General features: G+C 72.1%; 12 protein-coding genes. 10 read left to right on the top strand and 2 right to left on the bottom strand.

What is annotated here, in order from left to right; translation table 11 throughout:
- Positions 1 to 501 precede the first annotated feature (501 nt).
- The gene (locus ACWGKU_RS18430) at positions 502 to 2,598 is read left to right on the top strand and encodes an ATP-binding protein (protein ID WP_331768408.1); all 2,097 of its coding nucleotides are present in this window, start codon (positions 502 to 504) and stop codon (positions 2,596 to 2,598) included.
- A 397-nt stretch (positions 2,599 to 2,995) separates the two neighbouring features.
- Here ACWGKU_RS18430 and ACWGKU_RS18425 read toward each other — a convergent pair whose 3' ends face one another.
- On the bottom strand, positions 2,996 to 3,556 hold the full coding sequence (locus tag ACWGKU_RS18425; RefSeq protein WP_331768407.1) for a helix-turn-helix domain-containing protein: 561 nt from the start codon (positions 3,554 to 3,556) through the stop codon (positions 2,996 to 2,998).
- Between the two features lie 828 nt (positions 3,557 to 4,384).
- On the opposite strand from ACWGKU_RS18425, the gene ACWGKU_RS18420 reads away from it, so the two are divergent.
- The 9 genes from ACWGKU_RS18420 to ACWGKU_RS18380 all read left to right on the top strand — a co-directional run bounded on the left by ACWGKU_RS18420 (position 4,385) and on the right by ACWGKU_RS18380 (position 12,973).
- A complete protein-coding gene (locus ACWGKU_RS18420) occupies positions 4,385 to 4,855 on the top strand; it encodes a hypothetical protein (RefSeq protein ID WP_452178839.1) in 471 nt (156 codons plus the stop codon).
- 519 nt (positions 4,856 to 5,374) lie between these two features.
- Positions 5,375 to 5,986, top strand: coding sequence for a hypothetical protein (locus ACWGKU_RS18415; RefSeq protein ID WP_331768405.1), 612 nt, complete (start codon positions 5,375 to 5,377; stop codon positions 5,984 to 5,986).
- Positions 5,987 to 6,275: 289 nt separating this feature from the next.
- A complete protein-coding gene (locus ACWGKU_RS18410) occupies positions 6,276 to 6,764 on the top strand; it encodes a hypothetical protein (protein ID WP_331768404.1) in 489 nt (162 codons plus the stop codon).
- Between the two features lie 484 nt (positions 6,765 to 7,248).
- Positions 7,249 to 7,548, top strand: a complete 300-nt coding sequence (locus ACWGKU_RS18405; RefSeq protein WP_331768403.1) for a hypothetical protein — start codon at positions 7,249 to 7,251, stop codon at positions 7,546 to 7,548.
- Positions 7,549 to 7,830: 282 nt separating this feature from the next.
- Positions 7,831 to 8,388 carry a hypothetical protein gene (locus tag ACWGKU_RS18400; RefSeq protein ID WP_331768402.1) on the top strand — a complete coding sequence of 186 codons (558 nt, stop codon included), beginning with the start codon at positions 7,831 to 7,833 and terminating at the stop codon, positions 8,386 to 8,388.
- Between the two features lie 137 nt (positions 8,389 to 8,525).
- Positions 8,526 to 8,936, top strand: coding sequence for a hypothetical protein (locus tag ACWGKU_RS18395; protein WP_331768401.1), 411 nt, complete (start codon positions 8,526 to 8,528; stop codon positions 8,934 to 8,936).
- A 314-nt stretch (positions 8,937 to 9,250) separates the two neighbouring features.
- Positions 9,251 to 9,493, top strand: coding sequence for a hypothetical protein (locus ACWGKU_RS18390; RefSeq protein WP_331768400.1), 243 nt, complete (start codon positions 9,251 to 9,253; stop codon positions 9,491 to 9,493).
- 681 nt (positions 9,494 to 10,174) lie between these two features.
- Positions 10,175 to 10,591, top strand: coding sequence for a DUF3085 domain-containing protein (locus ACWGKU_RS18385; RefSeq protein ID WP_331768399.1), 417 nt, complete (start codon positions 10,175 to 10,177; stop codon positions 10,589 to 10,591).
- Between the two features lie 912 nt (positions 10,592 to 11,503).
- Positions 11,504 to 12,973, top strand: a complete 1,470-nt coding sequence (locus ACWGKU_RS18380) for a DNA cytosine methyltransferase (RefSeq protein ID WP_331768398.1) — start codon at positions 11,504 to 11,506, stop codon at positions 12,971 to 12,973.
- A 544-nt stretch (positions 12,974 to 13,517) separates the two neighbouring features.
- Here ACWGKU_RS18380 and ACWGKU_RS18375 read toward each other — a convergent pair.
- The gene (locus ACWGKU_RS18375) at positions 13,518 to 14,072 is read right to left on the bottom strand and encodes a hypothetical protein (RefSeq protein WP_452178840.1); all 555 of its coding nucleotides are present in this window, start codon (positions 14,070 to 14,072) and stop codon (positions 13,518 to 13,520) included.
- Between the last annotated feature and the right edge of the window lie 121 nt (positions 14,073 to 14,193).

Raw genomic sequence — 14,193 nt, 5'->3', positions numbered from 1 at the left:
GCCGGGACACCCTGCTCCGTCTCATCCGCGCACTGCCCGTCCCGTCGCCGGGCCTCGTCCCGCGTCTGGGAGTGGACGAGTTCGCCGTTCGCCGTGGTCGCACCCCACCGGAAACAGTTCTCCCCGCCTCGCCCCGCCTCGCCTCGCCCCGTACCGCGCCGCCCGCCGGCCGCCGGGCACTGGCATCCCGAACCCGGCGCGCCCCGGCCCCCGGGGACGACGGCCGCCTCGCCGGGGCGGGCTTGCCCACCGTGTTCCCGCAGATGGGTTGAGACGTTGAAACGGATGAGATGACCAATTCTCGCCACAGCCCTGTTCTGGGCGAGCTGGTCCCACCTCCTGCATCAGCGCAGAACAGGATCCACAAAAGCTTCAGGAGAGGCGTCACTGAATGGGGTAGATGCTTTTCGAAGCCCACTTGACCGGCATTTTCGAAGCCATACCTTCAGCTCCATCGAAAGCGACCCACGACGGAGTCGCCAAAGACGGAGAGAGCAATACATGAGCATTCCGAAGAACGACCGCGATCTCGGACAAGGAACCATCGTCCCCTTCCCGATCTCGCCGGAATACGTGAAAGGGTGGACCTCGCCCAGGGCGATCGTCGAACTGATCGCCAACGCACTTGACGAGGACTCCAACGCGACTGTGCGCTGGGCCGACGGGCTCCTCACCATCGAGGACAACGGCCCCGGAATCGCACAGGACGCGTTCCTCCTCGGAGCCTCCAAGAAGACCGCCAACCAGATCGGCCAGTTCGGCGAAGGCAAGAAGCTCGCCGCACTTGTCCTGGCACGCGACCCCGACGTCGGCGACGTCTGGTTCGAGACCGTCGGCTACGCCTTCACCCCGACCATCGAGAACCGCAGCCTCCTGGACGGCATCGTCCCGACCCGGGACGGCCAAGCGTCCGCAACCCTGGTCTACACCCTCTACCCCCTGGACCGGACCGCCGGAACGAAGATCACCATCCAGTGCGCCCAGGAGCTCGCGGACGAGGCCATCGCACGCGTCCTGTACCTCACGGAACCCGGCTACACCCCACCCGCACGCAAGGCCCGCATCCTGTTCGGCGGGGTCCCCGGACGGATCTACATCGGCGGAATCCTCGTCACCCACGACCCACGGCTCTCCACCAGCTACGACCTCCCTCTCGCCCTCGCGAAGGGGGACCAGAACCGGGACCGAACCTTCATCGACGGCCGGGCACTGGAATGGCACCTCAAAGAGGCCCTCGCCAGCTGCGCCGAACCGGACGTCATCGAGCACTTCGTGAACAGGGCCCTCACCAAGGAACCCATCGCCGCCCAGGAGCAGTACTTCACCTCCGTCCGCGACTACGATGTCCGACTCGCTTTCCGACGGATCGCCGGGCAGATCCTCCCGGTCGGAAAACGGCTGTACTACCAGGGGAAAGGCGAAGGCGTCGAGGGCATCGAAACCGATGCCTGGCTCATGGACAGCGGCGTACACCTCGTGGAAACCGACCTGCCCAGGGGACAGCACGAAGAGCTCATGAAGCTCCTCGGAGTCGAACGCAGGCACACCGCAGCGCACCGTGAGGTCAACCGGCAAGAGCGCACGACCACCTGGATCAACCACAAGGACCTCACCGAAGCACAGCGGCAGAACCTCGACGACACCGCAACGCTGCTCCGCTCGATCCTCGGGGAAGACAGCGTCGGAAGGACCCGGGCCTACACCGAGAGTCGCCTGGTCGGCTACGGCACCCTCGGTATCTACGACCGGAGGGCCGACACCATCGGCTTCCACCTCGCCACACTGAACAGCCGGGAACAGACCATCAGCACCGCCATCCGCATGGCGGCCCACCGCAAGGCCTACCTCCAGAAGACCGAACACACCGAAGGCGCCGCCGGATTCACGGAGGCCCTCACGGAGATAGCCACAACCTTCCTCGGGGCGTACCTGGCGCTGGCAGACGACGCGACCGCCAGCAGCCACCCCACCGCCGACGGAACCCGGCGAAAGGACGCTGCTCCCGCCGACACCCTGTCCGCCAGTCACAAGACGCCCACCCAGCACACGAAGCCCAACCGGGACGAAATCGCACGGGCCCGGCAACTGCTCGACGCGCCGCCACTGCGCCGCCGCCTGGCCGAACTGCTCCACCGGCGCATGAAGGAGGTCCAGACCGCGACCGGAACCAGGAGCGTCGTCCGCATCCTCCGCACTGTCGCCCTTAGCAAGGTCTACTGGGAGGTGCTCGACAGCCCCCGCCCCGTGGGCTGGCGTCGATCCCAGGGCGTGAGCTGCGTGACCGACTACGACAAGATCACTGCCATCGCCGACCTGGTGGGAGTCAACCCCGCTGTGATCTTCCTCGCCCACATGGCGGAGGAGGCCCCCACCTACAACCGGCGCGGCCGCGACGACAGCCAGAAGCCATGGTCCGGCCGCCTTCAGGAATCGGTCACCCGGGCCATCTCAGACCTCCAGGCCGCCGGGGGCATCTACGCCGAACAGATCCCCAGCATCGAGGCCATGGCCAACGGGCAGACCCCCTGCGACAACGACGGACAGTGGCTGAAGCCGCTCCACACCCTGCTCAAGGCCGAAGAGGAACGCCTCGGCTAAAGCACCAGTGCCGCCCGGCTCACCCCACGGAGAGCCGGGCGGCACACCCATGCCCGTCCATCGATGATGTCGCCCGGTGACAGTGCTTGGCCCGGAGCGTGTTTCTGCCTTTGCGCGTGCGCGCGGTCGGGCATTCCCGTATCCCGGGAGTGCGCCACCCGGCCCCGCACCCCTGCCTGATTTCGTCGGGCCGTATGAGAGCCACCGCTTCGGTGTGAACGAGAGCCTGGTGTAGGCCGTTCGTGGCAGCGATGTCCTCGACCACGGCGGGTGTTCTCCGGGGAGATCGGGAGCCACCGATCGGGTGGCCTCCGGACGTGCTGCCTCGCTGCTGTCACGGCCCGGGAGTCCTACCTCTGGCCCCAGCCGCAAAGTAGACCGAGTTGCTGGCCGATCGTCAGCGCCTGCGGCGGCGGGGAGCCCGCTTGAGCCTCCGCTCCACCATCGCGGCCCACTCCGGGTCGGCCTCGCGGATCCGCTGCCACCGCTCCTCGCGCAGCACCGGCCAGTACTCCTCAGTGTGGCGAAGGGCGGCCCGCACCCGATCGGGATCGGTACCGAAGGCCAGCGCGGCCCAGTCGTCCCAGGCGATCCACTCGTCACGCGCGCGGTCGTAGTGGGCGCGGGTGCCGCGCCGCCCGGTCGTCTCCAGCAGCCGGTAGGTCTCCTCGGCGATGCCGAGCGCCTTGGCCATCTCGGCGCGGCTGCGGCCGGTGAACACGCGCAGGTGGACCAGGCGCTCGTGCTCGACCGTGCACAGGTCCGCCGGGGCGACGCCGACCGCCCTGGCCAGCCGAGGCAGCAGCTCCGGGCGGGGAACCCGGGTGCCAGCGAGGTAGAGGGACACCGCCCGCTCGGTCACGCCGGCCTCGCGGGCGATCCGGGCGACCGAAGCGCCCGCGGCAGTGCGGGCGACCCGCAGCTTCGCCGCGTCGAAGCCGTACGGAAACGTGCTCACACCCGTCTCCTACCCGCCGTCGTACAGGGAAGTCCGTTCACCCTGAACGATCGGCAAGGGGCCCGGGGTGGTGAAGGTCCGTTCAGGGGGGCGGGGGGTGAACGAATCGCGAGGACGGCGACGAGGTCGCGGTTCGTTCACCCCCTGGCGGGCAGCGGTGCCGGTCCGCGTCGCCGCCATCGCGGACCGCCGGGCCGGCGCGACCTGGAGCCAGATCGGCAACGCGCTCGGCATCACGCCCCCGCGGCCCGCGCCCGCTACGGCCACCTCCGCCTGATCACCGAACGCCCGGCCGACACCGGCGCCCCAATGGGGCCGGACGGACCAACACTCTGAACCACGCCGGACGTGCCGCTCCTCACCCGACCGGACGACATGGCTCTAGATCTCGCCGGAGAACCACCGGCTCCCGATCTCACCGAAGTCGTGGCTCCCACAGACCCCGAAGAAGTCACCGCCCGGCCCGGTTCCACTTGCCTGTGTGACTCGGACTCCCCACAGAGCCCACGGAGCCCTGTCCCGTCCTGCCCTCCTCTGCGGTGAAGTCAGGCAGGGAATGCCGGGTGGTGCCGGGGGTTGATCGGCCGTCTGCCGTTCCTACGGTGTCTCCCGTTCCCGCCCGGCGGCCGTGGCCCCGTTCCGGCCGTACAGGCTGGCCCGGTGCGGGTGCCGCCGCCGCGCCGCCCTGCCCCGCACTCCCCGGCCCCGGGTGCCGGCCGCACTCACAGTGCCGCCCACGCGGCCGCGTCCGGCCCGCCAGTCGAGCGCGTGGCCAGTCCCGCCGACGCCGCCCCGGGCCCATACACCCCCGTCCCAAGGAGGCAATCCATGACCGATGCCGATCCTCGCGGCCTGGAAGCCGTCGCCCAGTGCCACCTCACAGAGGTCCGCACCATCGAGGAAGAGATCGAGCGTTTCGCGTCCATCCTCGGATTCAGTGCCGACCTGGACCGCCTCATGCTCCTGCCCGGCACCCACAAGACGATCCCGCACACAGCGTCGCTGCGCCGTCTCCTCGCCATCGTCGGTGATCTGCTAGAGCAGACCGGCGCAGCCCTCTACAAGCTGCACCTGGCCCGGCCGCTGCCGCCCCGCGCGACCGTGATGCTTCTGTCCGCGATCAGCAGCGTCCAGGAGATCGTCCGTGACGCGCACCGGGCGGTGTGCAGCCGCGTGGCCGGTGAGGCCCTCGACCGGCTCTGCGTGGCAGTGACCACGATGTGTCAGATCACTGAGGCCGTGGCGCAGTCGCCGCTGCCGGTCGAACAACGCGGCGCCGGTGGGACCGCGCGGCCGTGACCGGCAAAGTGCCGCGCTGACGACACGGCTGTTCGGGTCGAGCGGGTGTCCCGAGCAGGGACCCCCGCCCGACCGGTCTGCCGCCTTCGTCGGTGGGGATGGGTCAAGGCCCTGATGCCTCCCGCTTCGGTGCGCGACATACACGGTGTCCCCGTGCTCACCGGCATGGTGGACTGACCGCCACCACCCGTCCGCGACCACCGGCAGCGCCCCAAGCTCTGGTCGGACGTCTCGGCCCGCTGACGGCCCACCAGCTGGAGGCCTGCCGCCAGGTACGCGATCACGTGGAGCAGATCTCCTAGAAGCCCCGGACGAACCCGGTACGGCCCAGGCGCATCCCCCTGGACCGCACGCTGCTGGCCCTCGACGCGCTGCACGCCTGGCTCAGTGTCACCCGGCCTCCCGCCACCACTCACTGACCCCGCTGCGCCCCCTGGGGTCGGGCCGACACCGGCCCTGGGGCGCAGCCCGCCCGACACCGCCGGGAGAGCGCCCTGCGCCATCGAAAGGACACCCCCGATGCCTGACCACCTGCACCCCGAGGCGGCGACCATCCTCGCCGCGCTTCACGCCGCCGGGCTCACGGCCACCGTGGAGCCGGCCGACGACGGCGGCCACCAGATCCACGCCCCGGGCCCGTACGGCATGTACGCCCTCATCGGCTGCCCGGAGGCCCTGCCCGCCGCCGACGAGCCGCTGGAGGCCCTGCACTGCGAGCTGTTCGACGCCGACGGAGACTTCCTCATCTTTGTGTTCCACCGGTGCCACAGCACCGCCTGTCCGCTGCGCGGCTGCGGCGCGGACGTGTCCCTGGACCCTGCGCAACTGGTGGCCGCGCTCGCCGACGCCCTCAACTCCCGGCGGCCGGCCTGCATCCCGAACAGTTCCCGCTTCTTCAACGACGAGGGCCTGCGGTACAGCGCCTACTTCAACCCGGTCTTGCACGAGGTCACGATCGTGAAGGACATGCGCTCCGGCATCTCCGATCCGTCCGACACGGACCCGGCAGCCACGCTCGCCGACGCCGAAGCCGTGGTACGTGGACTCGGGTATGCGCGAGCCACGGAGTGGGCGGGTCCGGACGTCCACGGCGGCGGCCTGTACTGCTACCTGCTGCGCCCGCTCGCGTAGGCCCGCTTCAAGTGGCCGCTGCGCCCCGGCCCCCACCCGGTCTGGGCCGGGTTCGGAGTGGTTGACCGGCGGCCTGCCGGTTCTACGGTGTGTCCTGTTCCCGCCTGGCGGCCGTGATCATCCCTGCCCGTGCGGGCTTTCCCGTCGCCTCCCCCCAGGGGGAGGTCTGGGCCGCCACCGACAGCGGGCACTGGCGGCCGTCGCCGCCGTCGCCGTCGCCGGCCTGATCCGGCTTGGCGAACCCGTCCTCGACGACCTGCTCTGACCCGTCTCTCCCGAAGGAGTCCCGATGCGCGAGCCCCATACCCTGACCAGGGCCTGCCCGCACCGCTGGTGTCGGCCCCTGCACCGCGTCCTCACCGCCGAAGGCATCGTCCTCGTCTTGGCGATCTCCATCCACCAACTTGCCTATCTGGCCTACCTGCTGGTGCTTCTCGTCCTCGTGTTCTCCGTTGTTTCCCTCGTCGCCCGGCGCACCGTCGGCGACATGGCGATGGACGACGTCAAGAAGGTCGACCCGATCGATGTGCGTACCGGCTGGGCGAACCTCGCCGTCAGCCTCGACCTGGCCTTCGCAACGGTCGGCCCGCTCGGGATCGCTGGCGTCCTCCAGGCAGGGCACAACACGATGATCACCGCCGCGGTCGGACAAGGTCCCGCCATGACCGTCATCGGCATGGTCGTCGGTTGCGCACCCGCCGTTCTCTGTTTGGCCGTGCACTACCTCGCCACGCGGCCCCGCCGCCGCAAGCGTGCCCTTGCGCCCGCCACCGACTAGCCACCCGCTGCCCGGCGGAGCCGTTCTGGTCGGGTCTGGTCGGGCAGCATCCAGGAAGCCCCCATGAACGGGCAGCCTCGCCCCGCGTCCCGTGCCCCGTGCGGCAGGTGGTCGCGGGGCCCGCACCGCTTCCTGGAGGGGGCAGGCCCGCGCCGAGTACCCGCGTGCTGCCGTCCTGCGGGGCGGTCGTCGGCACCACGAACACAACGTGCGCCGGGCAGCCGCACCAGCCCTGTGTCCCGTGCCCGGCCGGCCACCTGCGCACCCCGGCCCCGTGCGTGCCTGTTGCGGCCCGGGGTTGACCGGCGGTCTTCCACTCCTACGGTGTGTCCTGTCCCGGCCGGTCGCTGTCGAGCGCTGCGCGCTCCAGCGGAGGTACCCCCGCCGCTCCTGCCCCTGTCCTGCGGGGAGGCGAGGTTGTGGGTGCCGCCCTGCGACCGCACCCGACCACCCCGGTTCATCCACCACCATCCGAGGAATCCCCATGTCCCGCTACACCATGCGGCTCTCCAACACCCTGGACCTGCAGTTCGGCTACGACCGCCCGCTGCACAACGTCTTCGCCCAGCTGTGGGAGCGCAACGTCGGCAGGGAGCCCCTCCAGGTACTGGGCCTGGACCCGTTCATCACCACCGTCAGCGAGCTGATACCCGCCGTCGACTCCATGCTCGCGCCGTACCCCGGCGCGGCCCTGAGCGAAGCGGACCGCAACAACATCCGCCGTCAGCTCATCGCCGACGGCGCCGAACCCGGTCACACCAACGGTGGGAGCGTGAAGTCATGACCGGTGAAGGGCCGCGCTGACGGAAGACGAAGTCAGGCCCGAAGTTCGGATCGGGCGGGTGTCCCGCACCAGGGGCACCCGCCTCCTCCCGCACGCCAGTCAGCAGGGTTGACCGGCCCTCTCCCGTTCCTACGGTGTGCACTGTTCCCGCCCGGCGGCCGACGTGAGTTGTTCCGGCTCTGCTGGCTTTCCCCGCATCCTCGTCCCGGCCAGGCCCGCCCCTCGGGCCCCGGCCCGCTGCGGCCCGCTCCGGGCTTCACACCCCTTCGGAAGGACACCTGTATGGCCGTCAACGCCCGTCAGTTCTCGCTTCGAGGCTGGACGATCGTTCTCACCACCGGTCGTGGTTACCTGCACACGGCTGTCACCCGCCCTCACCCGCTGGACCCCGCCCGGTGGGACGGCCCCCAGCCCGCCTACGTCCTCGCCCTGCGCGCGGCCCTGACCGACACCTATGCCACCGACCCCGCCCCCGAGCGGTGCGCCCTGCGCGACTACCCCCGCCGCGTGTGGCGGCGCTGGGTCCACCGCCACCCCGACGCCGCCCTCCAACCGGCAGGCCCCGTCACCACCGGGCCCTGGGACCGCTGCGGGCGCACCCGTACGGTCGGGCCGTGGAGTGCCACCCTCGACCGCTGCGGCGTGAGGGTGCGACGCCTGCCCGAGTTCGACTGCGACTGGCACGCGCCCGTCACCGACGAGGACTGCTTCCCCTCCGGCCGCTACGCCTACGAGCCCGAGGCGGGCTCCCGCCCCGTGTGCACCTGCCCCCGAATCCGGCCCTGGTTGCGCCTGCACCTCACTCGGCCCGAGCGCGTCCCCGCCCAAGCGCCGTTCTGACCCCGGGCCCACGGGAACCGGCCTGGTGAACCGGCCGCCACCACCCGCCCACGACCGCCAGCAGTGCCCCCGGGCCCCGGGACACTGCTGGCCGTCGCGCGCCCCTGCGGCCCGGCACCGACTCATCCCCAGGGCGTGTGGCCCACGGGCCTTGCGCTGCTCCGTGCCAGCGGCGGTACCCGTCCGCGGCCGCGTTCCAGCCCCCGGCCCCGGGGCGGGCCCTGCCGCGCGCCGACTGCTTCGCCAGTGGCGCCTACCCCGCCGACCCCCAGCCCTACGACCTCTCGTGCGGCTGCGGCACCTGCGAGGAGCATTTCCCCGACGGCGCGGTCGTCCTCACGAACGGCTGGCCGTGGGACGTCTGCGACGTCCACCCCGCCGACGTCCCGCTGCTCGTCCTGCCCTACGGCGGCCAGCCCCTCACCTGGAGCGAGGCCGTGAACATCGCCCGCGGCGGAACCCTGCGGATCGACACCGGCTACGAGTCCTTCCAGCAGTACCTCGCCACCGGCAGCTACACGACCATCAGCGAGCCGTCCGCCGCCTGACGGGCTGTGCTCCCGGCGCCCCCGGTCCTGCCGTTCTCCGGCCCCAGCCCGCAACGGCGGGGCCGGGGACGGCAGCCCCTGCCTGCCCTCGCCCCCGTCCCACCGAAGTCCCGTCCCCGCCGCGGCCGTTCACCCCGCACCGCCGGGTTGACCGGCTCGCCACCCGTCCTACGGTGCCTCCTGTTCCGGCCGGGCGGCCGTGACCCTTCCGGCCGTACCGACCCCCGGCACCCGCCCGCAGAGCGGGCCCAGATCCAGACCTCCGCACCTCCCGCCGCCCGCCCGTCTTCAAACCTCACGACAGGAACCCCCCCATGGCCACGAACCGCACCCCGTCCACCCTGCCCGCCACGACCGCCGCCGCTGCCGCCTCCGCGCTGCGCCGCGTCACACAGTGCGAGGGCTGCGAGTTCCCCCCGGCCGACCCTGACGCGTACGAGGCCGGGCAGATCGACGTCGACTGGATTCTCTGTTACCGCCACCAGCGCGAATCCGACATCCTCCAGGCAGGCTCCAACGGCGCCCTGGTAGCCAACGACGGCTACCACTACTTCTGACGCGACATCAGATCGGTCGTGATGCGGCAAGGCCCCGCCGCACGGCTGCGCCCCACCCCCGCCGGCGGAATCGGGGGAACCGAGCGGCACCGTGCCGAGGAGGCTGCGGAGCCGCGCTCACCGCCCGGCCGACCGCCCACCTGACCAACTGCCCCACCCCGCCTGCCCGCCCGTCCAGCGCACCACCCGATCCGCCGCCCAGCCCCGACGGTCTCCGGCCCACGCCGGGACCGGCGTGGGCCGACTCCGGTCGCCCACCAGCGCCCGGTACCAGAGAAGGGGAACGCCCGGCGCGGCGCGGACACCCGCGACCGGCCACCCAGCCGCGGCACGGTCCGGGGCGCAGCACTGCCGTTGCGCCCCGATCGGCCGACCCGCCGGTCCCCGGCCCGGTACGGCACCGCCGCTGCGCCCCAGCTGCTGCGGGCCCCGGGCCTGGCCCGTCCCGGCCCGGGGTTGATCGGCCGCCTGGTGTTCCTACTGTGCGTCCTGTTCCCGCCCGTACGGCCGTGACCCCGCTCCGGCCTGCGGGCTCCCGGCGCCCCGCCCGCCCCGAAGGCGGTCCGCCCCACCGCACCCACCCCCGCGCTGCGCCCCGTCACGGCCGTCCCAGTCCGTGTCCGAAGACCTGCCCCGGGGCCCGCGCTCTCAACTCCACCTCGGAAGAACGGACTCACACCCATGCGTAACTCACCGCTCGTGCTCCGATTCCCGCTGGCCGATATCCTGTCTCTCGCCGAGCACGCGGCCGCAGCCCTCGACCACCGCACGAGCTCCTACTCCGACGCCAGCGGAGCATGCCTCATCTGGGTGAAGGACGACGGCACCTACATCATGTCCAACGGCCTGCCGCACCTGCCCGGCAAGGACGTCGTCCACGCCGACGGTTGGGGCCCCGGCACCGAGAACGAACTGCGCGACACCCCGGTCGGCGGCGACGACTTCGCGGAGTACTTCCCGCTGAACGAGCCGCTGTCCAGTGACGCCGCCACCACCACAACGATGCTGCAGGAGCTTCGCACCGCCGTAACGGACGGACTGCGCTGGCTGGAGCTGAAGGTCAGCACCGACAGCGTCATGCTCACCTACAGCGACTGATTCAGCCCACAACGGTCCCACCGCGCTCGATACCGCCAGCACCACGCCCCTGCCCCCCCCGGGGGGCGCAGCACCGCTGCGCCCCCCGGGGGGCACGCCGTCCGGTTACTCTGCCGCTCCTACCGCGCCCTGCGCACGGACCGCGCGGGGCGCTCCCGGCGCGGTACCGGCGCCACCCGCTCCCTGCGCCGGACCGAATCAGGTCCGGGGCCGGGCGGCCCTGCCTGTGTGTCGTGCTTCGTGCCCGGCCGCCGTCGAGTACCGCCGGTGCTCCGGCGCTCCGGGATGCCCGCTCGGCCACTGGGCCCCACCACACAGGAGTACCGCCCGGTTTGGCTGCGCGTCATGTCCGCCAGCCGACCACGGCCAGGCCGACATCGACCGGCCCGGCCCGGAGGCCGACCGCCTGATCAACAAGATCCTCAGCACGCGGCGGGACATCCGCCTCGGCTGAGGACGACCACCAGCCGAGCCCACACCAGCGCTCGTCCCTCAGGGGCCGTCACCGGGCCGTCACCAGCCCGGTGACGGCCCCTGACCGGGTTTCCGCACCCGTGAACCCGCCAGCCCCCTGCAGGCCCCCGCACACTGCGCCCCTGCTCCGGTCCGTGTCCCACGCGGCCCGCCGTCCTCGACGACTACCCGGCCGTGACCCACGGGGCAGCAGGGCAGGAACGGGTGTGTGCTGCCCGCCAGCGGCAGCGATCAGAAGCGGCGCGCGGCGCGCGCCTGCGGCCCCTCGGCGCCAGCACAGTGCGCCGTTGACCGGCTCCCTCCCACGCCTACTTTTCAGCGCACCGAGACCGGACGGCGCCCCGCCGGGCGAGCACGCCACCCGCCCCGGCCCCGGCCGGTGTTCACCCGCCGGGCGCCCCGCCGCCGGTCCGACCATTCACACAGACCGGGAGCCGCATGCCCATACCCGTCGCCCGCCCCACCGCGCACGAGGACATCCCCCTCTTCGCCCTCGACGCCGACGGCCAAGCCCAGCCGACAGCCGAAGCCCTCCCCGCACACGAGGACCTGTTCGCCCTCGACGGCCCCGAACTCACCGCCCTGCTCGACTCCCTCACCACAGCACAGCGCGACCAACTCGCCGGCCCCTACCCGGCCCGCTGGCTCTACCCGCCGAAGCCCGGCGACGCCCCTCGCGGGGTGAACGTGTGCGCCGGATGCGGCGGAGGCTGTGCGGGACTGCGCCTGGTCCTCGGCGTCGAAGCCGACATGGTGTGCATCGAGCTGAGGAAGGACCCGACCGCCACCAGCACAGCAGCCGGATGCACTGTCATCCGCCAGGACATCAAGACGCTCGACCCCCGCCACCCGGCACTGCGCTGGACCCGCCACGTCATGTGCACGATGCCGTGCACCGACTGGACCCGCGCCGGTCTCGGAGCCGGCCGCGACGCCACGAACCTGGAGATCCTCCTCGACGCGATCGACCAGGTCGGCGCCCACATGGGCAACGTGTGGGTGGACGGGGCGCACGTCTGCACCCACGACGACCCAGGCGACTGCGACGAGGACTGCTACGACCACATGGCCGAGCCCTCCGGCGCCCCCATCACCGAACTGTGGTCGCTGGTCGACGACATGACCGCCCAGACGGCCGGACTCATGCTCGCCCCGGTCATCTGGATCCTGGGCCTGCGCTCCATCGGCGCACCACTCCAGCACATCGTCATCGAGCAGAGCTCGGCCCTGCCCGAAGCCGTCCAGGAGTACATCCAGACCGAACTGTGGACCGCCGGATGCGAGTCCGTGCAGTGGCAGGACCTGGACGCCGCCGACTTCGGCTCCGCCAGCAACCGCAACCGCGCCATCATGTCCGCTCACTGGTACCGCAGCCCCGGCCCCGTCACCGTCCCCGGCATCCGCACCAACGCCGCCCTCGCGCTCGGCTGGCCACTGGACACCCGCATCAACACCCGCGGCGAACGCAAGACCAGCGGCGGCAACGTGTTCGCCCTCAACCGCACCATCACCGCCGTCACCGGCAAGATCCGCGGCTGGTACTGCCAGGAAACCGGACGCCGCTTCACCATCCCCGAAGTCTGCGCACTGGTCGGCCTGCCCGGCGACCACCCGGTCACCGGCTCCCGCACCAGCCAGTGCCAGCAACTCGGCGACATCTTCTCGCCCCTGGTCTGCGCCGCCGTCTGGGGCACCCTTCTGGGCCTGCCCTGGCTCGACATGCTCCGCACCTACCTCGCCCGGATCTACCCGACCGTCCATGCCCGCACCGACCCGGCCACCGTCCTGTTCCACCCCCACCGAGCCCGCCCCGCCCCGCCCGTCCCCGAAGCCGACATCCTGCGCATGTTCGCCCAGAGCGACTACCCGAACTTTCGTATCCGGATCAAGGACCCGACCGCGCACTGACCTCCGCACCTCTCCCGCCCGGCCACCGCCCCACAGGTGGCCGGGCACCGCCACGCCCGGCCACACCCCACTGGCCAAACACATCACCGGCCGCCCGCGGCCGCTCAGCCCGTCGGCGGCCTGCGCATCCACGGCGCCGCCAGAGCACCCGGCCCCGGAACCGGCGGGGGAGCGCCGGGCCCCGGCTGAACCACCGGCCCAGGCCCGGCTACCGGCTGCCCGGGCGGCGGATACCCGCCCGCAGCCGGCTCCCCGTTCCCCGCCCCCGGCAGCCCCCCGACAACCGCCCGTGCCACCACCGCTCCCGTCCACCGACCCGGCACCGCCGCCGCGACATGGAACGCCAGGCGCACCGCCGACCCCACCACCACACTGGTGTTCTCACCCACCAGCACCACCCGCTCCCGCCCCACCACCTTCCGATACGACACCAGCCGCATCCCATGGACCAGCGGACCGTCCCCGCCCTCCTCCACCACCTCGAACACACCCCCCAACCACGTCGGGTCCAGCTCACCCGCCGTCACCTCGGACACCTGGGCCATCACCGCACCCCCCGCACACCATCAGCGGGCCCCGGACCGGACCCCGGCGCTCCACCGTCCGGACCGACCCCCGCCACCGCGCTCACCGCGGGCCGCACCGCTGCTCCCGGCCCGCCGCCCGCCGTCCGCTGCGCCCCACCCGTCGGCGCCGTGCCGCCCGCCGCCTCCACAGCCGCCACGCTTCCGCCACCGGACGCCTTCACGTGCGCGACCATCCGCCGCAGCTCACCCACCTCCACACCCAGCCGATCCGCGACCTCGTCCTCACGAACGGCCACCCCCCGTACCTGAAGGCCACGCATCCGCGCCGCCACCGCAGCGCCCTGCACCCACCCCTCACGCCGCGCCCGCTCCCGCGCCGCCTCCAGCCTTCCGATCTGCTCGTCGATGCCCTCCACCGCCGCAGTGGCCTGTTCCTGAAGCGTCAGGAACTCCTCCGCACCCTCCAACAGCGCCAGATCACGGGCCTCGTACTCGCTGCGCAACTCCCGCGCCCGCCGCCGGGCCGCCACCGACCCCACGGCCTTGCGCGTGACCCCCTTCACCATGCCCATCCCGCCTCTCTCACTCGCCCGTACCGGGGAACCTCCGCCGCCACCCGGCAAGAACGAGCCCGGGTGCCGCGCCACCCCGCCAGGCAACCCGCCACCGCCCACGCGCGCAAAGCCCCGCCCC

The organism is Kitasatospora sp. NPDC054768 (genome assembly GCF_053612025.1).
Note: the sequence above shows the minus strand (reverse complement) of the source record. Positions and strands in the feature narration are given on the sequence as shown.